The organism is Nocardia sp. NPDC050710 (assembly GCF_040654375.1).
In the GTDB taxonomy this organism is placed as follows: Bacteria; Actinomycetota; Actinomycetes; order Mycobacteriales; family Mycobacteriaceae; genus Nocardia.
This window is the reverse complement of the sequence record NZ_JBFAHV010000007.1, coordinates 1-21,987: the sequence shown is the minus strand read 5'-3', so window position 1 is coordinate 21,987 and position 21,987 is coordinate 1. Positions and strand designations below refer to the sequence as shown.

At 67.8% G+C, this 21,987-nt stretch carries 20 protein-coding genes, 1 other RNA gene and 1 pseudogene; 10 read left to right on the top strand and 12 right to left on the bottom strand.

The features are described from left to right. Positions 1-86: 86 nt before the first annotated feature. The 4 genes from AB0H61_RS15155 to AB0H61_RS15140 form a co-directional block, all read right to left on the bottom strand. The gene (locus tag AB0H61_RS15155) at positions 87-1,037 is read right to left on the bottom strand and encodes an endonuclease/exonuclease/phosphatase family protein (RefSeq protein ID WP_357304009.1); all 951 of its coding nucleotides are present in this window, start codon (positions 1,035-1,037) and stop codon (positions 87-89) included. 111 nt (positions 1,038-1,148) lie between these two features. Further along, positions 1,149-1,784 carry an aminodeoxychorismate synthase gene (locus AB0H61_RS15150; protein WP_357304006.1) on the bottom strand — a complete coding sequence of 212 codons (636 nt, stop codon included), beginning with the start codon at positions 1,782-1,784 and terminating at the stop codon, positions 1,149-1,151. A gap of 432 nt (positions 1,785-2,216) precedes the next feature. Beyond that, positions 2,217-2,861, bottom strand: coding sequence for a cysteine hydrolase (locus AB0H61_RS15145; RefSeq protein WP_357304003.1), 645 nt, complete (start codon positions 2,859-2,861; stop codon positions 2,217-2,219). Then, positions 2,861-3,199 carry a hypothetical protein gene (locus tag AB0H61_RS15140; protein ID WP_357304000.1) on the bottom strand — a complete coding sequence of 113 codons (339 nt, stop codon included), beginning with the start codon at positions 3,197-3,199 and terminating at the stop codon, positions 2,861-2,863. The genes AB0H61_RS15145 and AB0H61_RS15140 overlap by 1 nt, the downstream gene beginning before the upstream one ends. A gap of 110 nt (positions 3,200-3,309) precedes the next feature. Between AB0H61_RS15140 and AB0H61_RS15135 the strand changes: the two genes are divergently transcribed. Then, complete coding sequence (locus AB0H61_RS15135; protein ID WP_357303997.1) at positions 3,310-3,687, top strand: helix-turn-helix domain-containing protein; 378 nt, start codon at positions 3,310-3,312, stop codon at positions 3,685-3,687. 98 nt (positions 3,688-3,785) lie between these two features. Here AB0H61_RS15135 and AB0H61_RS15130 read toward each other — a convergent pair whose 3' ends face one another. The 3 genes from AB0H61_RS15130 to AB0H61_RS15120 all read right to left on the bottom strand — a co-directional run bounded on the left by AB0H61_RS15130 (position 3,786) and on the right by AB0H61_RS15120 (position 9,967). Next, positions 3,786-6,833, bottom strand: a complete 3,048-nt coding sequence (locus AB0H61_RS15130) for a bifunctional [glutamine synthetase] adenylyltransferase/[glutamine synthetase]-adenylyl-L-tyrosine phosphorylase (protein WP_357303995.1) — start codon at positions 6,831-6,833, stop codon at positions 3,786-3,788. A 103-nt stretch (positions 6,834-6,936) separates the two neighbouring features. Beyond that, positions 6,937-8,277, bottom strand: a complete 1,341-nt coding sequence (gene glnA, locus AB0H61_RS15125) for a type I glutamate--ammonia ligase (protein ID WP_357303992.1) — start codon at positions 8,275-8,277, stop codon at positions 6,937-6,939. 157 nt (positions 8,278-8,434) lie between these two features. Then, entirely contained in the window at positions 8,435-9,967 is a 1,533-nt protein-coding gene (locus tag AB0H61_RS15120) for an alpha/beta hydrolase (protein WP_357303989.1), read from the bottom strand. Positions 9,968-10,242: 275 nt separating this feature from the next. On the opposite strand from AB0H61_RS15120, the gene panB reads away from it, so the two are divergent. From panB to AB0H61_RS15090, 6 genes and pseudogenes are all read left to right on the top strand, one after another. Then, positions 10,243-11,100, top strand: a complete 858-nt coding sequence (gene panB, locus AB0H61_RS15115; protein ID WP_357303986.1) for a 3-methyl-2-oxobutanoate hydroxymethyltransferase — start codon at positions 10,243-10,245, stop codon at positions 11,098-11,100. Between the two features lie 8 nt (positions 11,101-11,108). Next, entirely contained in the window at positions 11,109-11,969 is an 861-nt protein-coding gene (locus AB0H61_RS15110) for a phosphotransferase (protein ID WP_357303984.1), read from the top strand. Positions 11,970-12,066: 97 nt separating this feature from the next. Then, complete coding sequence (locus AB0H61_RS15105) at positions 12,067-12,510, top strand: hypothetical protein (protein WP_357303981.1); 444 nt, start codon at positions 12,067-12,069, stop codon at positions 12,508-12,510. Further along, positions 12,510-13,472 (top strand): prolyl aminopeptidase, encoded by a 963-nt coding sequence (gene pip / locus AB0H61_RS15100; RefSeq protein WP_357303979.1) that lies wholly within the window; start codon positions 12,510-12,512, stop codon positions 13,470-13,472. Before AB0H61_RS15105 ends, pip begins: the two co-directional genes overlap by 1 nt. Positions 13,473-13,476: 4 nt before the next feature. Next, positions 13,477-14,361, top strand: coding sequence for a CHAD domain-containing protein (locus AB0H61_RS15095; RefSeq protein ID WP_357303976.1), 885 nt, complete (start codon positions 13,477-13,479; stop codon positions 14,359-14,361). Beyond that, positions 14,358-14,552 (top strand): annotated as a pseudogene (locus AB0H61_RS15090) (VOC family protein); the annotation flags it as partial. The gene AB0H61_RS15095 and the pseudogene AB0H61_RS15090, both read left to right, overlap by 4 nt. 28 nt (positions 14,553-14,580) lie before the next feature. Here AB0H61_RS15090 and AB0H61_RS15085 read toward each other — a convergent pair. Further along, entirely contained in the window at positions 14,581-16,023 is a 1,443-nt protein-coding gene (locus tag AB0H61_RS15085; RefSeq protein WP_357303973.1) for an RNB domain-containing ribonuclease, read from the bottom strand. A 3-nt stretch (positions 16,024-16,026) separates the two neighbouring features. Next, positions 16,027-16,359 carry a hypothetical protein gene (locus AB0H61_RS15080; protein ID WP_357303970.1) on the bottom strand — a complete coding sequence of 111 codons (333 nt, stop codon included), beginning with the start codon at positions 16,357-16,359 and terminating at the stop codon, positions 16,027-16,029. Positions 16,360-16,788: 429 nt separating this feature from the next. On the opposite strand from AB0H61_RS15080, the gene AB0H61_RS15075 reads away from it, so the two are divergent. Continuing rightward, positions 16,789-17,181: a hypothetical protein gene (locus AB0H61_RS15075; RefSeq protein ID WP_357303968.1), complete on the top strand. Its 393-nt coding sequence runs from the start codon at positions 16,789-16,791 to the stop codon at positions 17,179-17,181. Positions 17,182-17,418: 237 nt separating this feature from the next. On the opposite strand, the gene AB0H61_RS15070 is transcribed toward AB0H61_RS15075, so the two are convergent. Together AB0H61_RS15070 and rnpB are read right to left on the bottom strand one after the other, a co-directional pair. Next, complete coding sequence (locus tag AB0H61_RS15070) at positions 17,419-18,315, bottom strand: slipin family protein (RefSeq protein ID WP_357304517.1); 897 nt, start codon at positions 18,313-18,315, stop codon at positions 17,419-17,421. Between the two features lie 181 nt (positions 18,316-18,496). Further along, positions 18,497-18,927, bottom strand: an RNA gene (gene rnpB, locus AB0H61_RS15065) — RNase P RNA component class A. 75 nt (positions 18,928-19,002) lie between these two features. Between rnpB and AB0H61_RS15060 the strand changes: the two genes are divergently transcribed. Then, positions 19,003-19,890, top strand: a complete 888-nt coding sequence (locus AB0H61_RS15060) for an alpha/beta fold hydrolase (RefSeq protein WP_357303965.1) — start codon at positions 19,003-19,005, stop codon at positions 19,888-19,890. Between the two features lie 634 nt (positions 19,891-20,524). On the opposite strand, the gene AB0H61_RS15055 is transcribed toward AB0H61_RS15060, so the two are convergent. Next, entirely contained in the window at positions 20,525-21,019 is a 495-nt protein-coding gene (locus AB0H61_RS15055; RefSeq protein WP_357303962.1) for a hypothetical protein, read from the bottom strand. A gap of 624 nt (positions 21,020-21,643) precedes the next feature. Between AB0H61_RS15055 and AB0H61_RS15050 the strand changes: the two genes are divergently transcribed. Continuing rightward, positions 21,644-21,919, top strand: coding sequence for a hypothetical protein (locus AB0H61_RS15050; protein WP_357303959.1), 276 nt, complete (start codon positions 21,644-21,646; stop codon positions 21,917-21,919). Positions 21,920-21,987: the final 68 nt, after the last annotated feature.

The window sequence follows — 21,987 nt, the reverse complement described above, 5'->3', positions numbered from 1 at the left end:
CGAATTCCGAAACCATCACGCATTATCCGCCCGCCACGGCTTACGGACCGATCCATCGCCCGCCTCCGAGACCCGTGGTCGGCGTGTCAGGCATTCAAGCGCGTCCGGGCCAGTACCGCACGGTGATCCGAGCCGGGGATGGTCAGGGCACGCATCTCCGCGGCCGTGCCATCGGCCACCAGGATGTGGTCGATGCCGATAACCGGACCCCAGGGGCGGTCGGCCGGATAGGTGGGCAGCGGACCCGCGCCCGCCAGCTCGGCCGCCGCGGCGAACCGGCCGCGCAGCAGGTCGCGGAAGGCCGAATGGTCCCGGGTCGCATTGAAATCCGCGCCCACCAGCGCCGGACCCTGTTGCGCGTCCAGGATTTCGCGGATCCGGCGCATCTCCACACTCCAGGACGTGAAGTCCAACGACGGCGGAATCGGATGGAAGGCGAAGACCGCGACCGGGCCGCGCCGCGGGTGATCCATGGTCGCGCCCAGATTGTGGAGCACGAATCCGTCGTACTTCCTGGTGTCCCGCAACGGATACCGGCTGTAGATGCCGGTGCCCGCACCGCCGCCGCCCGGCTGCAGATACTGGTGCGGCAATTGTTCGGCGATGCCCGCCGCGGCGAGCCGGTCCACCGCCTCGGAGGTCAGCTCCTCGACGGTCAGCAGATCGACCTGCTCCGCACGCACGGTCCGCACCACCTCGGCCACATCCGCGCCGCCGAAAAGTAGATTCGATTGCAGGACAGTGACTTCCGGCCCGCTCGCGGCCCGCCCGTCCGGCACGAAGATCGGCAGCTGCGTCCACAGCACCCCGGCCAGCACCACACCGGCCACCGCCGCACTGCGCCAGCCGCGCGCGAGCAGGAACAGCAGCAACCCGACGAGCGCACCGAGCATCAGATACGAGGCCCCGGAGGCCAGCAGCACCGGGAGTTGACGCTGCCGCCCCGCGCCGAGGTACAGCACGATTCCGGCGATCGCCGCGACGAGCGCACCCCACCCCAGACCGAGCAGCACCCGGTTCATCCATTTACGCACCATGCGTTGCACCCTATGCGGCCCGGGTGGAGACGAATTGTGGTGCGTGTGAAGGTTCTGTGTGGGGTTCCGCCGCTCGTCGGCTCCACGAGCAGTCGGCAGCGTGCACCGCCATCAACGCGGGTCACTGCCGATCACGGTCGCCGCGGGGCCCGGGGACAGCGCGAATCCCGTAGATCGTTGTCGGACAAGCAGATCGGCGTAGGGCCGGGAGGGGTCGGCGGCGAAGTGCCGTTGCTCGGCGGGTATCCACACATCCCAGAATCCAGCCAGTTCGGGACCGTCGCGCCGACGCCCGCGCGCCCAGGACGTTTCCGCGCCGAGCTCCATCCAGAGCAGCTGAGCGAGATACGGGCGCACCGTCCGGCCGCCCGCGCCGACCCCCTCGAGGAGGACGACAGGGGCCGACGGCAGCTCCAGCTCCGATGCGAACCGGCGCGCGTTCCAGTCGTAGACGTCATAGGAAGCCGTGCGACCCTGTGACAGCGGTGTGAGCACCTGATCGCGCAGCCTTTCGAACCAGCCGAACAGCTCGGTGTGCGTGGCCAGATCGTCCAGGTGCAGCACGGGTGCGCCGCCCAGTTCCGCCGAGAGCAGCTCAGTGAAGCTGCTCTTGCCGGATCCGGCATGCCCATCGACGGCAACCAACCGCACCCGCCCGCACGACGGCCGCAGCGCACGCAGCCGTCGGGCGAGGGCGCCGACGTCGAACGGTCGCCCCGTTTCGACCGGCGGGCGCGGATGGTTCATCCGGCTCACTCTAGGTGTACCGAAGCCGGTGCCCCCGGCGACCGCCCGGCCCACCGGGTCGGTCCGGAGGCCGATCCGGCACATGGATCAGCCACCACCCACGCGCGCTGATCCGCCGCCTGCCTACCGGATCGCAGCGGCAGACACCCCGCGTGGAGCTCGTCAGTCTTTCGGGAAACCCACCACGAATCCGTACGCGATCGCGATGGCACTGACGAGAGAAATTGGAACGATGATCCACATGGACGCAAGGCTACGAAGCGTCGCCGCCCCACGTCGGCGGTTTGCACACATCCCGAGGCGCCCTGGAAATAGCTGGGGCACAGCTGGATTGCCGTACCCGCGCAGCCTTCGACCGCTCCGCGCTGCTCACGGTCCCGAGTCGCCGATCACCTGACGGTAGCCGACCACACAGTACGGGATTCGGACGAATCAACGGTCCCGACTCATCAGCTCGGTCAGCGTGGCGGTGTCCGCGGTGAGGGTGCCGCCCGCGAATGCCAGTGTGGCGTGCGAGCGTTCGGCGGCATCCGGATGGCCCGCTCCGCAGGCGTCGGTGACCACGACCGGTAGGTAACCGAGGTCCAAGCCGTGCCGCACGGTGGGCTCGATGCCGACCTCCATGGCGATCCCGGCGATCACGACGGTGTCGATACCGCAGTCGCGCAAGGCGATTCCCAAGGGTGTGCCCTCGAATGCCGACATGGTGATCTTGTCGAAGACCACTTCATCCGCGTCCGGCGCCAGCTCCGGGACGAGCTCGTATTGCGGCGAACCCTGCGGGAAACTGGAGTGCACCTCGGCCGGATCCGCTACCCGCTGCCATTGCATGGCGGTACGCAGTTGGGCGACACCCGACGCGGCAGGCGGCAACGTCATATGCCGGGTGTAGAAGACGCGGAAACCGTTGGCACGTGCGGCATCCCGCAGTTGGAGGCAGGACCGCAGGATCTTGTCGCCGTCGGGAATCTGGCGCACGATGCCGACCTGCATGTCGTAGATGAGCAGCGCCATCCGCGCCGGGTCGCAGGCATCGGCGACCGTCTGCGGGATGGTCAAGCCGAAGGCGTGACGCATCAGACCGCACCCACTTCGGTGCGGACGTAGGGCTCGGCGACGTCGACCGACGGGTCCATCAGCGCTTCGAGGGGTAGCGGCGCGGTGACCGGGACATAGGTCCACTCCAGGTACCCCGCCTTGGTCAGCGGGAAGTCGGCGACGTACTGCTTGGCCTCCTCGACGCTGGCGACCTCGAACACGATGACCACACCGGGCTCGTCGGCACGCGCGTAGTTCTCCCGGACGATGCCCGCCTTCCACAGCCGCCAGACATTGGCGACCTCCTCGGGCAGATAGGGCGTGATGGTCTCCATCGTGACGCCGGGCTTGAAACGATCGAAAACGATGACCTTCATAGGATTTCGTACTTCCCGTCGGTGGGGGTTCAGCGAACGGCATCCATCGAATCGCGATGATTACTCTGTTACAAGAACGCACTTTTTGGTGAGTACCCCGGAGGTCGAGGATGCCCGAGAAGAGCTACAACTGCGCCGTGGAGGTCACTGTCGACCTCATCGGCGGCAAATGGAAGCCGGTCATCCTGGCCCACCTCAAGGAGGGCGTGCACCGGTACGGCGTGCTCCGCAGGCTCATGCCGACGACCAGCGAGAAGATGCTCGTCCAGCAATTGCGTGAGCTGGAGGCGGCTGGACTGGTGCGCCGCACCGTATTCGACACCGTCCCACCGCAAGTGGAGTACGACCTGACCGAGGAGGGCGGCAGCCTGTTCCCGGTCCTGGCCGCACTGTACGAATGGGGCGAAAAGCGTGCCGCGCGTACGGGTCTCAGCGTCGGTGGCGGACCGGCGCGCCCACTTCGACGCAATGCTTCCGCGGGCGTGTGAGGCCGGTCCGCTTCGATGCGGAAGGCGACATCGGGGCTTCCGAGCGGGGCGAGGTCGAGCCGTCGCAACCACATGACGCGGCCCGGCGCATTCCGCCATCACCCCCCGAAGACGCGCTCCACCACCGCTTTCGCGCGTCGGGTGACGCGCATGTAGTTGTCCAGGAACTCACTGCCGTCGTCATTGGGCCAACCCGCGACGCGCGCGACCGCGGACAGCAGGCGGCCAGGTCCGGGGAGCTGATCGGCGGGTTTGCCACGCACCAGGACCAGTGCGTTGCGGGCCTTGGTGGCGGTGAGCCAGGCGTCGCGCAGCAGCGCCACGTCGGCGGGGTCCAGCAGCTTGGTCTGCTCGATCACGTCGAGCGATTGCAACGTCGACGTATTGTGCAGACCCGGGATTTCATGGGCGTGGCGCAGTTGCATGAGCTGCACGGTCCACTCGATATCGGCGAGGCCGCCGCGGCCGAGTTTGGTATGCGTCGCCGGATTCGCGCCGCGCGGTAGCCGTTCCGAGTCCACCCGGGCCTTGATCCGCCGGATCTCGCGCACGGCCTCGGGGGAGACGCCGCCGATCGGGTAGCGGACCTTGTCGATGGTGTGCAGGAAGCGCAGTCCGAGCTCCTGGTCGCCCGCGACCTGGTGGGCGCGCAGCAGCGCCTGCACCTCCCACGGTTGCGCCCACTGTTCGTAGTAGGCGGCGTAGGCGGCAAGGGTGCGCACCAGCGCACCGTTACGGCCCTCGGGCCGCAGGCCGGCGTCCACGTGCAGCGGCGGATCCGTACTCGGAGCGCCGAGCATCCGCTGCACTCTATCCGCGATCGAGATTGCCCATTTGACGGCCTTGGTTTCGTCCTCGCCGGGCCGCGGATCGCAGACGAACAGCACATCGGCGTCGGAGCCGTACCCGAGTTCCAGACCGCCGAGCCTGCCCATGCCGATCACCGCGATATCCGCGGGCGCGGGGGCGCCGAGTTCGGCCTCACTCGCACGAATCACCGCTACCAGGGCGGCTTCCAGCACCGCCACCCAGACCGAGGAGAGCGCCCGGCACACCTGCGGCACCTCGAGCATGCCGAGCAGATCGGCCGAGGCGACCCGCGCCAGTTCATGTCTGCGCAGCGAACGCGCCGCGGCCACCGCGCGTTTCGGATCCTCATAGCGGGCGGAGGCCCTGAGGATCCCGCCCGCGACATCCGACAGCTGCGGGCTGAGCAGCAGCGGCCCGCCCGGCCCGTCGGCATACATGCGGATGGTGTCGGGCGCGTTGATCAGCAGATCGGGCAGGTACTCCGAGGAACCGAGTACGAGCATGAGCCGTTGCGCGATCGCGCCCTCGTCACGCAGCTCGCGCAGGAACCAGATCTGATCGCTCAAACCCTCCGACACCCGCCGGTACGCGAGCAGACCCGCATCGGGATTCGGCGTGTCACCCAGCCATTCGAGCAGCGTCGGCAGCAGCAGCGCCTGAATCCGGCCCTTGCGCGACACCCCGCCGGTCAGCGCCTTCAGATGGCCGAGCGCATTCTCCGGCGCGGCGTAGCCGAGCGCGGCCAACTGCCGGATCGCCGCGTCAGGACTCAGCCGTAGCGCGTCGGAATCCAGCCGGGCCACCGATTCCAGCAGCGGACGGTAGAAGAGCTTGGCGTGTAAACGCCTGACCCGCACCGAATTCCGCCGGATCTCGGCGCCGAGCACACCGACCGCGTCCTGCCTGCCGTCCGGGCGGATGTGGGCGGCGCGGGCCAGCCAGCGCATCCCCTCCTCGTCATCGGCGGCGGGCAGGGTGTGCGTGCGCTTGAGCCGCTGCAACTGGAGTCGATGTTCGAGCAGACGCAGAAATTCGTAGGACGCGGTCAGATTCGCCGCGTCGTCGCGACCCACGTAGCCGCCAGCCGCCAGTGCGGTCAGTGCCTCCACGGTGCCCTGCACATGCAGCGTCTCGTCCACTCGTCCGTGCACCAATTGCAGGAGCTGCACGGCGAATTCGACATCGCGCAGGCTGCCGTGGCCGAGTTTGAGTTCACGTTCGCGCAGATCCGCGGGGACCAGATCCTCCACTCGGCGCCGCATGGCCTGCACATCGGCGACGAAATCGGGCCGCTCCGACGCGGCCCAGACCATCGGCATCAACGCGTCGCGGTATTGCCTGCCCAGTTCCAGGTCGCCGGTCATCGGGCGGTTCTTCAACAGCGCCTGGAACTCCCAGGTGCGCGCCCACCGCTTGTAGTACGCGATATGGGATTCCAGCGTGCGCACCAGGGCGCCCGCCTTTCCCTCCGGCCGCAGCGCCGCGTCGACTTCGAAGAAGGCCTGGCTGCCCACGCTCATCATCTCGGCGGCCAACCGGGTGGCCATCGTATCGGCGGGCTCGGCGACGAAGACCACGTCGACATCGCTGACGTAATTCAGTTCCCGCGCACCGCTCTTGCCCATGGCGATGACCGCGAGCCGCACCGGACACGGCCCGTCCTTGCAGACCCGTGCCACGGCGACCGACAGCGCGGCGGTGAGCGCAGCGTCGGCGAGATCGGTCAGATGCCATCCGACGACCTGGTACGGCAGCACCGGTTCGTTCTCCACGGTGGCGGCCAGATCCAGCGCCGCCAGCAGCATCAGCTGGTCGCGATACCGTCTGCGCAGCAGCGCCACTGCCTCCGGGCCCGCGATCTCGGCGCGGTACAGCAGCGCCCCCGCGCGCCCATCACCGGTTGCCGAGTCGGGGGGCGATGCCGCCTCCGACGGCTCCGGCACCGCCCCGACCGCGTCCAGCAGGTCGGCGAGGAGTTCGTCGCGATCCGGCAGCGCCGCGCGCCGCAGCACATGCCAGGAGGAGGGGTCGGCGACCAGATGGTCGGCGAACGCGCTCGACGCACCCAGCAGCGCGAAGAGCCTGCCTCGCAGCGAGGTATCGGTGCGGATCGCCGAATCCAGTGCCGCCCACTCGCTTCCGAGCTGCTCGCGCAGCTTCATCAGCGTGCTCAATGCCAGATCGGCGTCCGGTGCGCGCGACAACGCCCACAGCACGGGGATACTTTCGACGTTGTCCCATGCCAAATCATGTAGTGAATCGGCAGCCGTCGGCTCGAGTAATCCGAGCCGACCGACACCGGGAACGGCGGAGCGGGCAGACGGTGGCCGGACCATAGTTCCTAAATTACATGGCTAGAGCTGACAGCAGTGCCCGGCCGGACGACCGCCCGGCCGGGAACAGGTTGCAGTGTTGTCTCGTCCCGCGTTTTACGGCGTTTTACAGGCCGAGGTATTCCTTCAGCTCGTACGGGGTGACCTGGCTGCGGTAGTCGGCCCACTCCCGGCGCTTATTACGCAGGAAGAAGTCGAAGACGTGCTCGCCGAGGGTCTCCGCGACCAACTCCGAGCGCTCCATCGCCTGCAGCGCCTCGTCCAGGGTGCCCGGCAGTTCCCGGAAGCCCATCGCGCGACGCTCGGCGGCGGTCAGCGACCACACGTCGTCCTCCGCCTCCGGCGGCAGCGTGTAGCCCTTCTCGATGCCGCGCAGACCGGCCGCGAGCAGCACCGCGAAGGTCAGGTACGGGTTGCAGGCGGAATCTGGGCTGCGGATCTCGACGCGCCGCGACGAGGCCTTGTTCGGGGTGTACATCGGCACGCGCACCAGCGCGGAGCGGTTCGACCGGCCCCACGAGGCCGCGGTCGGCGCCTCGCCGCCGTGGATGAGGCGCTTGTAGGAGTTCACCCACTGGTTGGTGATCGCGCTGATCTCCGGAGCGTGCTCCAGGATGCCCGCGATGAAGGCCCGTGCGGTCTCCGACAGGTTGATCGGGTCGTCCGGATCGTGGAAGGCATTGGCCTCACCCTCGAACAGGCTCATGTGGGTGTGCATGGCCGAGCCCGGGTACTGGGCGAACGGCTTGGGCATGAACGTCGCGCGCACGCCCTCGTCGATGGCCACTTCCTTGATCAGGTAGCGGAAGGTCATCACGTTGTCGGCCATCGACAGCGCGTCGGCGTAGCGCAGGTCGATCTCCTGCTGGCCGGGCGCACCCTCGTGATGGCTGAACTCCACCGAGATGCCCATCGACTCCAGCGCGTCGATGGCGTGGCGGCGGAAGTTGGGTGCCGAATCGTGCACGGCCTGATCGAAGAATCCGCCGGTGTCGGCCGGGCGCGGGCCGGAGCCGTCCTGCGGGCCGTTCTCCAGCAGGAAGAACTCGATCTCCGGGTGCACATAGCAGCTGAAGCCCACGTCGCCCGCCTTGTTCAGCTGACGGCGCAGCACGTGGCGCGGGTCGGCCCAGGACGGCGAGCCGTCCGGCATGGTGATATCGCAGAACATGCGGGCGGAGTGCTGGTGGCCCTTGCTGGTGGCCCACGGCAGCACCTGGAACGTGGACGGATCGGGCCGGGCGACCATATCGGCCTCCGACACCCGGGCGAAGCCCTCGATGGCCGAGCCGTCGAATCCGATGCCCTCCTCGAACGCGCCCTCCAGCTCGGCGGGAGCGATCGCGACGGACTTCAGATAGCCCAAAACATCGGTGAACCAGAGACGCACGAAGCGGATGTCCCGCTCTTCGAGCGTCCGCAGCACGAATTCCTTCTGGCGATCCATGTCCGCGAGCGTAAAGACCTGGCGTTAAATCCGTGTTACATACACGCTGAGGTTTGCAATGTCGGTAGCTGAGAGGCTATCCGGAACAAACTTCACGCCCGATGTGTCCAAATTGTGAGGAATGACGCGGCTATGCAACGGCCGTTCGACCCCTCGGTCAGCAGGTGAGGTCCGCCGCGGGTTCGGCGAGGTCGGTGAGGTACGCGATCACCGCGGAATCCAGACACTCATCGCCCGCGACGAGGGCGGCGGTATGCCGGTTGCCGCGATAGGTGATCAGCGCGGCGTCGAGTTGCCGGGCCAGGTCGACCCCCGCCTGGTAGGGCGTGGCCGGATCCTCCGTGGTCGAGACGACCACGGTCTTCGGCAAGCCCTCGACCGAGATTTTGTGCGGTGCACCGGTGTTGGGGACCGGCCAGCTCACGCAGAGTTCCAGCGGGGCGGCGCCGGTGCCGCGCCCGTCGTCCATGAACGGCGCGGCCTTGCGGTATTCGGTGTCCTGGCGGGCCGCGACCGCCGGATCGGCGATGCGGGGATCGTCAACGCAGCGGATGGCGTTGAAGGCGTCCTGGGTGTTGTTGTAGGTGCCGTCGTCGCGGCGGCCGTCGTACATGTCGGCGAGCTGCAACAGGGTGTCGCCGCGGCCGTCGCGCAGTTCGCCCAGGCCGAGGGTCAGGACCTGCCACAGATCATCGGTGTAGAGCGCCTGCTGCACGCCGGTGATGGCGTCGCCGTAGCTCAAGCCGCGCGAGTCGGTGGTCGCGGCGGGCCGGGTCCACAACGGGTTCACCAGTTCGCGGAAGCGCGCCACGGACCGCGCCGGGTCGGCGCCGAGCGGACAGTCGGGTTTCGTGGCGCAGTGCGCGCTGTAGGCGTCGAATACGCCCTGGAAGCCCGCCGCCTGCCGCAGCGATTCCTGCACCGGATCCTGGGAGGAGTCGACGGCGCCGTCGAGCACCAGCGCCCGCACCCGGTCGGGGAACTTCTCGGCGTAGGCCGAACCGAGCTTGGTGCCGTAGGAGTACCCGAGATAGCTCAACTTCGGATCACCGAGCGCCGCCCGGATCACGTCCATGTCCTGCACCACCTCGCGGGTGCCGACGTGGGCGAGGAACTCCGTCCCGGTCCGTTCGGCGCATTTGTCCGCGTACGTCTTGTTGTCGGCCTCGGCCTCCGCGATTCCCGCCGGGGTGTTGTCTTCCGGCGGCTCGGCACGCTCGGAGTCCGCCTCCTGCGGGGTCAGACACGCGATGGACGGCGTGGACGACCCCACCCCGCGCGGATCGAACCCGACCCGATCGAAGCGTTCGGCCAGCGGCGTTCGCCCACCGATGCCCACCATCGACAGCCCGGAGACGCCGGGCCCGCCGGGATTCAGCAGCAGCGAACCGATCTTCTCGCCGGAGGCCGGAATCCGCGACAGCGCGATCTGCGCGGTCGCGCCGCCGGGGTTGGCGTAATCGACCGGCACGGTGATCTTCGTGCACTCGGCGTTCGGCGGGAAGCGATCAGCGGGATCGCCGAACCCTTCGCATTGACCCCACTCCGGCGTCTGCGCGTAGAACCGCTCCAACCCGGCGGGCGGCGAAGACAGCGGCGCGGCCCCGTCCTTCGAGACCGTGCACCCCGCCGCGACCAGCGCCAGCACCGCCCCGACCAGCACACCACGCCCACTTCGCACCCAACCCATACCCATGATCCTGCCAGGAGTTACGCGGGAGCCCCGCGCGACCGTCACCCCAGCACGCCGCCGCCCGGCAGCGAATTCGGACCGCTCGGCTCGTCCGGCACCGGCGGGCGGCCCGCATCGCCCCCGCGGCCCTCGCGATCCCCGCCGATCTCGTGTGACCAATTGCACCGCCGACCGGCCTTATTTCGGTTGTGCGGCCGATGGCACACTGGAGGCGTCAGACAACCCGGGGACCCGATAGGGCCTCGAGGCGACACTCAGCGAAAGGGACGACGATGTCCGTATCCGATTCGGAAACCCCTGCCTACGGTGCGGTCTCCGCGGAGCCGAAGAAGGCCAGGCGCAAGACGCGAGTGCATCACCTCCAGCAGATGAAGGCCGAGGGCGAGCGCTGGTCCATGCTGACCGCCTACGACTACTCCTCGGCCCGGCTGTTCGAGGAAGCGGGCATTCCGGTGCTGTTGGTCGGCGACTCGGCCGCCAACGTGGTCTACGGCTACGACACCACCGTGCCCATCACGGTGGACGAGTTGATCCCGCTGGTGCGGGGCGTGGTGCGCGGCGCACCGCACGCGCTGGTGGTGGCCGACCTGCCGTTCGGCACCTACGAGTCCTCCCCGCAGCAGGCGCTGGCGACCGCGACCCGGTTCATGAAGGAGGGCCAGGCGCACGCGGTGAAGCTGGAGGGCGGTGAGCGCGTCGCCGAGCAGATCGCGTTGATCACCGCGGCGGGCATTCCGGTGATGGCGCATATCGGCTTCACCCCGCAGAGCGTCAACACCCTCGGCGGCTTCCGCGTGCAAGGCCGCGGCGACGGCGCCGAGCAGCTCGTCGCCGACGCCATCGCGGTGCAGGAGGCGGGCGCGTTCTCCGTGGTGATGGAGATGGTTCCGGCCGAGCTGGCCGGTCAGGTCACCCGCAAGCTGACCATCCCGACCATCGGCATCGGCGCCGGTGCGGACTGTGACGCCCAAGTGCTGGTCTGGCAGGACATGGCCGGCTACACCAGCGGTAAGACCGCCAAGTTCGTCAAGCGCTTCGCCGAGATCGGCGACGAATTGCGTAGCGCCGCCGCCGCTTACGCCGACGAGGTGCGCCGCGGCACCTTCCCCGGTCCCGAGCACAGCTTCTGATTCCGGAGATGACCGGCCGAGTGGTGCACGCCCCCGTCGCGCTGCTCGGTCAGCCGCTCGCGCCGCTCGTCGAATGGGCGACCGGCGAGCTCACCGCGCGCGGGATCGCGGTCACGGGCCCGGCCGAGGAAATGCGCAGGCGCTCGTGGTCGTTGCTGGCGCGCATCCCGACCGAGGCGGGTCCGATGTGGGCGAAGGCGAACGCCCGCGGCTTCATTCACGAAGGTCCGCTGCTCGCCGCCTTGGCTCGGCTGTGCCCGGACAGTGTGCTGGAACCGCTTGCGATACAGCCGGATCGAGGCTGGTTGCTGAGCCGCGACGGCGGCCCGACCGGCGCCGACAGCGATGTCGTCTGGACCGGACTCCTCCGCTCCTACGCGGATCTGCAACGGACGCTCACCGCGCATATCGACGAATTGCGTGATACCGGCACGCCCTATCTGCCGCCCGCCCGGCTCATCACGGTGTACCGGCACTACGAAGACCGCATCCCCGGCCTCGGCGATCACATCGCCGAGGCCGCCGCCGAACTCGCCGACTTCGGCAGGCTCAGCCTCGAACACAACGACCTGCGCCCCGGCAATGTGTTCGCCGCCGCCGACTCGAAGACCGGACTGCTCTTCGATTGGGGTGACGCCGTGATCACCCACCCGTTCCTGTCGACGACGGTGCTGCACAGTCCGTATCGCGCGGAGTACTTCGCGCGCTGGCGCCGCGGCGGGCAGGTCGACGACACCGAGATCGCGCTCGCCGAACGTCTCGCACCGCTCATCGCGCTCAACCCGTGGCGCACCACCGATACCTCGCCACCGCGGTACGCCCGGATCGTCGACGAACTGCTCGACGAACTGCGCAGCGCCTTTCGCTGAACGGGCCGCTGGTTGCCGTCGACGCCCGAGTTCGGGCCGCACTCGGCAAACAATGGCAGACTCGAAACCGACAATATCGACACGATCAGAGGTACCGATGCCGCACAGCCGTTGGATTTCCCGCAGCACCCTGCTGGTGGCCGGAGCTTTCGCCGCCGCCGCGCTGACCGCCTGCGGGACCACCGACAACCCGACTCCGACCGGCAGTTCGGGCTCGACGACCTCGGCGCCGGGTGCCACCACCGGCGCCACGGGCACCGGTACGCAGAAGCCGACACCGACGGTCTCCAACGCGGCCGCCACGGCGCTGTGCGATGCGATCCGGCCGGAGCTGTCGAACTTCCGCGTACAGGGACCGACGCTGGGCCGGGTCGGGCTGAATCTGATCGTGCACCCCTGGGGTCTGCAGCACAGCATCGACGTACTCGGCAACAAGGCCGTCGTCGATCAGGTCACCTCGAAGAGCTGCCCGGACGTCCGCCAGCAGGCCATCGAGGCGCTGTCGACGCCGGATCTGGCCTCGGTGATCGTAGGTCTGTAATGCGTACCCTGTACCCCCCGATCGAGCCGTACGACTCGGGCATGCTCGAGGTCGGCGACGACCAGTCCGTGTACTGGGAGGTCAGCGGCAATCCCGACGGCAAGCCGGTGGTATTCCTGCACGGCGGGCCCGGCGGCGGCACCGCAGCGTTCCACCGGCAGTTCTTCGATCCGGAGGCCTACCGAATCGTGCTGTTCGACCAGCGCGGATGCGGCCGCTCCACCCCGCACCTTGCCGACGGCGCGTCGCTGGAGACCAATACGACCTGGCACCTGGTCGCCGATATCGAGGCGCTGCGTACGCATCTCGGTATCGAGCGGTGGCAGGTGTTCGGCGGATCGTGGGGCTCGACCCTCGCACTCACCTACGCCCAGACGCATCCTGAGCGGGTCACCGAACTGGTGCTGCGCGGAATCTTCCTGTTGCGGCGCAAGGAGATCGACTGGTACTACAACGGCGCCGCGGGCAACGTCTACCCGGACGAGTGGGAGAAGTTCCTGGCCCCGGTGCCGCCCGCGGAGCGCGACGGGGATCTGGTCGAGGTCTATCACCGACTGCTGCACTCTCCCGACCCCGAAGTCGCGACCGCGGCCGCCGTCGCCTGGTCCACCTGGGAGGGCGCGACGAGTTCGCTGCTGCCGCAGCCGGATCGGGTCGCCGAGACCGCCGAGCCGCGATTCGCGCTGGCCTTCGCCAGGATCGAGAACCACTATTTCCGGCACGGCGGATTCCTGGACGAGGGCCAATTGCTGCGGGATATCGGTAGGATTTCGCATATTCCCGCGGTCATCGTCCAGGGCCGTCACGACATCGTCTGCCCGGCGGTCAGCGCCTGGGATCTGCACCGCGCCTGGCCGGGTTCGGTGTTGCGCATCGTCGACGACGCGGGGCATGCCGCGAACGAACCCGGCATCACCCACCATCTCGTCGAGGCAACCGATGGATTCGGGAAAGTGAGTTGATTCCATGGGGGTCACAGCCGGAAGAGCCCTTGTCGCCGCATTGAGCGACGACGTCGACCGGCTGCTGGCCGCCGAACCCGAAGTCCGTTCCGACGCATACGATTCGGTACATCAGATGCGAGTGGCGACACGCAGGTTGCGCAGCGTGCTGCGCTCATATCGGACGCTGCTCCGGAAAGACCCGGTCGCCGCCATGGGCACGGAACTCAAGTGGCTGGCCGACGTGCTCGGGGTGGCCCGCGACGCCGAGGTGCGGGCCGACCGCTTCGCCGCGCTGCTGGCGAAACAGACACTGGACGAGGTGTCCGCCGAGGAGCTGACCGCGGCCACCGCGCGGCTGGTCACCGCCGAGCGTGCCCGTTACGCGGGCGCGCACGCCGACGTGCTCACCGCCCTCGACAGCGACCGTTACGGTGCGCTGCGCCGCCGATTGGTGCGGTGGCGGACCGATCCCCCACTGCGCGCGGCCCGCGCCGCGGTCCCGGCCAGGGAGTTCTTCGGCGTGGTGACGCGCCGCGACCACGAACGCGTCGAGGCCCTGGTGCGCGCCGAGCCGAGCGCTCCGCCCGCCGAACGCATCGAACTGCTGCACGACATTCGCAAGAGCGCCAAGCGGTTACGGTATTCCTGCGAGGCGGCGGAGTCGGCGCTCGGCAGCGCGGCCGGTGAACTCGGCTCCCGAGCCAAACGCCTGCAAACGGTCCTCGGCGACCATCGCGACGCGATCGAATCCGAGCAGGCGATCCTCGAGCGCGCCGCCGAGGCCGCGGACGCGGGCGAACCCACCGCCCTGCTCCACCGACTGGCCGCGGCCGAACACTCCGCCGCCGACCGCGAACTCCAGCGCTACCCCGCCGCCGCCGAAGCCTTGTCGTCCGGTGATCACTGATCTCGGCCCGTAGGGTTCCGGCCAGGGGGATCTCAGTCGAACGGTTCGATCACGTCGTCATCAACTGCGCCGATGTCCGGGCGACCGCGGCCTGGTATGCCACAGTGCTGGGGATGCGCGTCGAGACGTTCGGCCCCGATGCCCGGACCGCGCTGCGCTTCGGCAATCAGAAGATCAACCTGCGCCCGATCGGCGACCACGCGACGCGCGGGTACGCGCTCAGGCGGGAAAGGCGAAGTTGATCTTGCGGGTGACGGGGTCCGCGGCGACCAGGCGAACCCGCACGGCGGAACCTTCCGGCGGAGAGCCCGCGCAGGGTCCGAGGACCGGTGGATCGGCGACGAAGATCTCGGCGGGCCGGTTCCCGTTGGCTTCCCGGACCACCACGGCATCGAATTCGGCGCCGGTGCGCGGGGCCAGCAGGGTGGATTCGGTGAGGTCGATGCACGCGCGTTCGACCTTGCCCGCGACCGAATCGCTGCGCTTCATCGAATCGGCGGTGGGCGTCAGCCCGTCGCGTACCCACTGCGGGACGTCGGTTCCGGCGCAGCGGGCCAGGCAGATCTCGGTGGCGAAGCGGTCGGCCAGGCGACGCAAGGGCGCGGTGACGTGCGCGTACGGTGCGCCGATCGCACTGTGCTGCACCACCTCCGGGGTGGTGTCGGCGCCGTTCAGCACGGTGTAGGCGGCCCCACGTAGCAGGCCGGTGGCTTCCGACATGAGCACTAGCGCGGCGGGTGAATTCGGATCGAGTTCGGCCAGCATCCGCCCGACCGGCTTATCGGCGGGCCACGTGATACCCAGCGCGGCGGCGGTGCGGCGCAGCGACTGGATGGCCGAGTCGGGCGGCGGCGGCATGGTGCGCAGCAGTCCGATGCGCTCGCCGTCGGGGACGCTGCCGTTCAGCATGATCCGCGCCGCGCACATTCCGGTGAGCAGCGAGACCTGCTCGTTCCAGTCGTCGGCGGCGGTACGCGGCTCCACCACCAACTGCCAGTGCCCGTCGGTCGCGTCGTCGCGGATTACGCTCTGCGACGGCAGCCGCAGGCCGATCGCGCCGCGCTCCAGCCCCGCCTCGATGCGCTGCGTGCCGAATTCGGGCAGGGCCGCGATCGAGGGGTGCAGCCGTCCCGCGTCGGCGTCGGCCTGCACGCTCGCGTAGTCGAGTCTGGCCCGGGAACGGATGGTGGCTCGCACCACCGAGAAAGTATGTGGCTCGGCGTTCTCGTCGAGCTCGATGGTCCAGAGCGCGGCGGGCCTGGTCTGATCCGGCAGCAGGCTCGCGGCGCCCTCCGAGAGCACCGGCGGATGCAGGGGCACGGTGCCGTCAGGTAGGTAGAAGGTCTGGCCCCGGGCGCCGGCCTCACGGGCCAGCGCACCATCGGGGGCGATTACGGCGCCGACGTCGGCGATCGCGTAATGCACGGTGAAGCCGGTGCCGGTGCGCTCGAGATAAACCGCCTGGTCGAGGTCCATGGCGCCCGGCGGGTCGATCGTCACGAACTCGATGTCGGTGCGATCGATGCGGTCGCCCGCGAACGCGTCGGACGCGTCGCGGGCTTCCGAGGCGGCCTCGGCGGGGTACGCCGAGGCCAAACCGAATTCGGATCTGATGGCGCCGAAATCAACCGGTGCCGAGACGATCCGCTGGTGCAGTTCCACGTGCTACTGCAACGCCAGCATGGTGCCGTTCAATTCGTTGAACGGACCGAAGACGGTGAAGGTGACCCGCCCGGTCGGGAAACCGGACGACAGCGTGGCCGCCGAATCCAGCGCCTGGCCGAAGGAGGCCGCCGAAGGATGCGGCAGACCGGCGATCACCTGCCCGAGGTGGTTCTGGGCCACCCACTGGGTATCGGCCGGGCTGAGGTCGACCTGGACCCCACCCGGCAGCGGCGTCACCGCGACCGCATTCGCGGACCCTGCGCCCAGCACGGCGAAAACCGATGCGGCCCCGGCAATAAGAGCGCCGGCGACCAGTGAACGAACTACCCGCATAGAGTTGAGACCTGCTTCCCGCATTCGAAGTGTGAACGGCCCGGTGCTGCCCGGCAACGGGCCTTGCCAACGGCGACCACTCTATGACGTCGATCACGTTCAGGGCCAGTTCGGTCCGAATTGCCGGAGCGAACATGCCGATAACACCGGTTCCGCGCTTCGGCTGCTAACGTTCCCGGGCGATGCGGGCCGCGCTGACCCGCACGATCCGAAGTATCCCCGTACGTCGACAATTGGGAGAACCGCACTGATGTCCTCGATCCTCTTCGACTACCTGATGCCGCTCCTCGGGCCCGAGCAGGCCGCCTACTGGGCCCAGGTGTTCATGATCGAACCGGCCTGACCTCACAATTCAGGTCTACACGCTGGTCGCCTTCCGTTAACCTGACGGGAGGCGACTTTCTTCAGGGGCCGCTAGCATCCCGCACCGTGACAAGAACTTCCGCCGCGATCGCGGCCAGCGCCACCGTCTTCGCCCTGCTCCTCGCCGGTTGCAACGACGACTCCAGCTCCTCCTCGGCGACCAGCGCCGGGACATCCGCGGCGGCCAAGCCCGCGGGTGACGTCGCCCAGATCATCGACAGCGCCAAGGCAGGCACCTTCGTGGTCAGCTTCAAGAGCGCATTCCCGAAGCTCGCGCAGGGTAAGAGCGACACCCAGATCAGCGCGATCCTCAACGAAACCTGTCAAGACCTGAAGGCGGGCAAGGCCGAGGACGCCGTCGTCACCAGCATCACCGCGCGGGCCAAGAATGGCAGCACCGAGGCGACGAAGGAAGAAGCGCAGGCCATCTACCAGATGGCCAAGCTCATGTGCAGCTAGCTACCTGCGCCTGGGCAGATGGTCGGGCAGGTACTTCAGCACGTACCCGACGGTGATCATGATGATGATCGCGATCAGCGGAATCAGCACGGACATCGGCCCAGTCCTCAACGTTGTCTTCGGCGCGGCAGGACAAACGTCTCGTCGGCGTTCATCCTGCCGCGTGGACGTCGCGGCCGACCGAGAGCGCCGTGCGCACCGGTCGTCGCGATACGTTTTCGGTATACGCCCACCGTGTTACGCCCGGGTTCCATCGCGGCCTGCCACGGGTATGTCACCATCGCGGCCTGCCACGGGTATGTCACCATCGCGGCCTGCCACGGGTATGTCACCATCGCGGCCTGCCGCGGATATGTCGCCGGGCAATGCCGCGGACGTACCGGAGGGCGCCTCCGGTTCGGTCGGCCTCGGCGTGCTGTGCTCCAGGAACCGCAACAACTCCACCGGGAACGGCAGCACCAGCGTCGAATTCTTCTCCGCGGCAACCTGCACCACCGTCTCGAGCAACCGCAACTGCAGCGCGGCGGGTGACTGCGCCATCCGGGCGCCCGCCTGTGCCAGCTTCTCCGAGGCCTGCAATTCACCCTCGGCCGAGATGACCCGGGCCCGGCGTTCCCGCTCCGCCTCGGCCTGCCGCGACATCGACCGCTTCAACGAATCCGGGAGCGCCACATCCTTGATCTCCACCCGATCGATGTGCACGCCCCAGCTCAGGGCCGGACTGTCGATCATGAGCTCGAGGCCCTTGTTCAGCTGTTCTCGGTTGGAGAGCAGGTCATCCAGTTCGCTCTTGCCGATGATCGACCGCAGCGAGGTCTGCGCCACCTGGCCGACCGCGAACAGATAGTTCTCCACCTCCACGACGGCCTGCAATGCGTCGATAACGCGGAAGTACACCACCGCGTCCACCCGGACCGTGACATTGTCGCGGGTGATGCCCTCCTGCGCGGGGATCGGCATGGTGACGATCCGCGTCGATACCTTCCGCATCCGATCGATCCCCGGCACCAGCAGGCGCAGCCCGGGATCACGGACCGCGACCACGCGACCGAACCGGAAGATCAACCCCTTCTCGTACTGCGCGACCACCCGCATGCTCACCGCGGCGGCACACGCCCCCAGCACCGCACCCATCACGAGGATCCCGCCGAAAATGGCCAGAACGTCCATGTCGTCTCCGCCGATCGTCCACTGCGCCACGGACATCCGGACCGCGGCCCTACTTCCATAATGGCACCGCGCGGCGTCGGCGTCGCGCGCCGATCCGAGCTCGGCAATACCCGCCTGAGCTGGGGAAATTACAACCCCTGAAGGGCGGACGAGTTGACGTGTAAGCCGGATCCTGTCCCCGGTTCGCACCGGGTGGCGACCATCCATCTGGACACACCGTTGCCGGGTGCCTCGAGCGGTCCACCCGCAGGCTCGGGCGAGCAGCCCTCGAACACCTGCGCAGCCGCATCGCGAACGGTGCGACCTTTGACCTTGCTCCGGGCGGGGTTTACCTAGCCACCCCGGTCACCCGGGGCGCTGGTGCGCTCTTACCGCACCGTTTCACCCTCACCGCACGACCCGCCGCGCCTGGACGCAACCGGGTCGTGGGCGGTCTGTTTTCTGTGGCACTGTCCCGCGGGTCACCCCGGGTTGCCGTTAGCAACCGCCCTGCTCTGTGGAGTCCGGACTTTCCTCGGCGTCGGGCGGCGGCACATATGTGCCCGTTCCCAGCGCCGCGGTCGCCCGGTCAACTCGTCCGCGCACTCAGCGTACGCGACCGGCGAACCGCCGATCCGCGCACCCGGAACGGACCCAGTACGGTAAACGTCCATGGAACGTGTCGAGGTCAGTTTTGCGTCGGGCGGCGAGCAGTGCGCTGCCTGGCTGTATCCTCCCGACGGCGTCCCCAAGCCCCGCCCGCTGGTGGTGATGGGCCATGGCCTGGGGGGCACACGGGAAATGGGATTGGACAGGTACGCACGGCGTTTCGCGGCCGCGGGGATGGCGGTGCTCGTCTTCGATTACCGGCATTTCGGCGCCAGCCAGGGCGCGCCGCGTCAGCTGCTGCATATTGCGCGCCAGCGCGAGGACTGGCGCAACGCCATCGCCTTCGCGCGCACCCTGCGCGGTATCGATAAGACCCGAATCGCACTGTGGGGCACCTCCTTCGGAGGCGGCCATGTGCTGTCGGTGGCACCCGAGGACGATTACATCGCCGCGGTGGTCGCGCAGGTGCCGTTCACCAGCGGCTGGGCCTCGACCATGGCGAAGGGGCCGATCAGCCTGACCAAGGTCGTCACCATCGCCGCCACCGATCTGCTGGTAGGGCCGTTGCGCCGCAAGCCGATCCGCATCAAGCTGGCCGGACGCAAGCGGGCCGCGGCGTTGATGTCCGCGTCCGACGTGCCCGAGGGTTACGGACGCCTGGCCGAGGAGAGCGAGAGCTGGGAGCCCAAAGTCGCCGCCCGCATTGCCTTCCCGGCCCTCTTCGACGCGCCGGGGCGGCGCGCGAAGGCGCTGAAGATGCCGGTGTTCTACGCCGTCGCGGAGAACGACTCGGTCGCGCCGGCCAAGCCGACGCTCAAGGCGGCCGAGCGCACCAAGCATGCCGTGGTGAAGCGGTATCCCGTAGGGCATTTCGATGTGTACTTCGATGATGTCTTCGAGCAGGCGGTATACGACCAGACGGAATTCCTGGTTTCGGTATTGCGGCCGTAGCACGCGTGAACGTGCACTGTCCGTAGTGGAATTCGAGCGAACAGTGCACGCTCGGAACAGCATTCGCCGGAGCCTCCGGCCGAGCGGCACCCCACGGCAACACCCTGTGCAAGCGGCAACGCGGGCACTGGATCGACGGCCGCGTCGACCGCTGGCTGGAACGTCGATGCGCTTGCGGTTCCGCACTCCTCGGCTGCCTATTCAGCACCGGGGCTCGCCAGCCGAGTTGGGCAGTCTGAACGCCACCAAACGGTAGTAGCCCCGGCGAAAATCGGGGACTACTTCGATCACGGCCGTATTGCCGTACGAGCTTGGTTCTATCAGATTCCGAGAGTCGCGATCATCCAGTCGGTTGCCGCGTCGCGGTCATTCGCGGGAATAGCACGGGTGGCGTAAAGCGGCTTGCTGACCCAACGACGAGAACCACGGCCGGTCATCGGTCGCACGACCCAGCGACCGAACTCGCGGCGAACACCTTGGTACCCACCGCCCGCGTCCTGCGGATGCAGCTTCCGCCGACGTGGCAATGCCAGCGACAGCGCACGCACCAAACCGGTTACCCGGTCGCGCGTACCGACTGGGCCGATGTACTCGGCATAACGTCGTCCATTCGGCAGACCCATGTCATCCCCTTCTATCCGCATTCGGCCGCCGTGACGACCCGTTCATCGGATGCGGTTTCGATTGGTCCGTATTGCCTGCCCTGGATGGTACCGCTCACCGACGAGACGATGCGCCAGTATCCGGCTGAGCAGGGCGCGCTGGCCGTGTAGGTCTGGCGGGTCCATGGCACAAGGCTGGTTCGGATGTGCTCACCCACGGAATCCCAGCCACCAGACGGGCTACGGCGCTGCAAGCTCAGGTAATAGTCGTGCGCAAGACCGGGGTCCCCATCGGCAGGGCGATCGCATTTCGCCCAGCCGTAGCCTTCGATCTTGGGCGGCAAAACCGTCGGTGTTGACCAAGGGCTGAACCCGTTGTCACATATGGGCTTCTTCGCCTCTGTGGCCCATGGTGTGCCTGGCTTCGCGTTCGCGACGTTGCCACCTGCGCCGGAAAACAGCATCGCGCCGAGCGCGGCGCCAATAAGGCCGAGCTGAGAAATGTTGTACCCCAACGGTTTCCCCATTCCAAGTAGTCTGACCGGCCGGGCGCACGATCAGTACTCCCGTGACGCATCGGGCTTCATCCCGCCCATGTCCCTCGCATTCGATTCGTTCGCGGATTCCCCTGACGGTCCGGTCCTTCGGTATCCGCTCGGGCCAGAACACCACCACGGCGAATACGCCGAGCGGGATACAGATCGCCACGACCAGGCCGATATGCCAGTCGAGCATTAGGAAACCTCGGGGTCGGCCGGGTGGCTGCTCGCTTGTTCGGTTCGGGGTGCGGTAGCTCCCAGAGCGCGAACTCCGTCCCCCGTGTCCGACCGGAACAACTCCTGGTACGCCGACCCGTCGTTGGCACCGTCGCCGTTGTCGACGACCTCCAACAGTCCGCCGTCGAACACGATAATCCTCGTGCGCCTGTCCATTTCGACCCCTGTAGTCCGATTTTGATAGGCACCCCGTGGCCGGTTGGCGTCATATGCCAGGGGGCCATCTCAGACGCTAGGGAGCCCCGGTCTGCTTACACCAGCAGTTTGCACAATCTTGCTGAAAGCCGGTCGTAGCGCCACAGGAACAGTCGAAGTGAGAGAACATGTAGAGCAGCGCGGAAAGACCGTGCACAGCGCTCGGCAGGGGGTCGAATCATGCGCTTGAAGTTCCTCGGCAAGGGCGGGTCAGAGGTCACCGGATGCCCCACCCTCTACGCGACCGACGAAGGCTCGTACGTCGCGCAGGGCTGGGTTACGGGCCAGCGTGGAACGGTGGAGATTCCACACTTGCTACTCGGCTTCTTGGAGCCGGACACGTTCATCAGCGCGACGATGACGGATACAGGTCGGGGGACGTTCCTTGTGTCCGGCCGACCGATCACGGATGACGAGACGCTTGGCCAGCTAGCCTCGGCCAATCACGCTGGTTGAGCTGTTTATGGTTCTGGAATGGCGAAAGGTGCTCTGAGCTGCGATGATTCGACTTGTCTAAGGTTGAA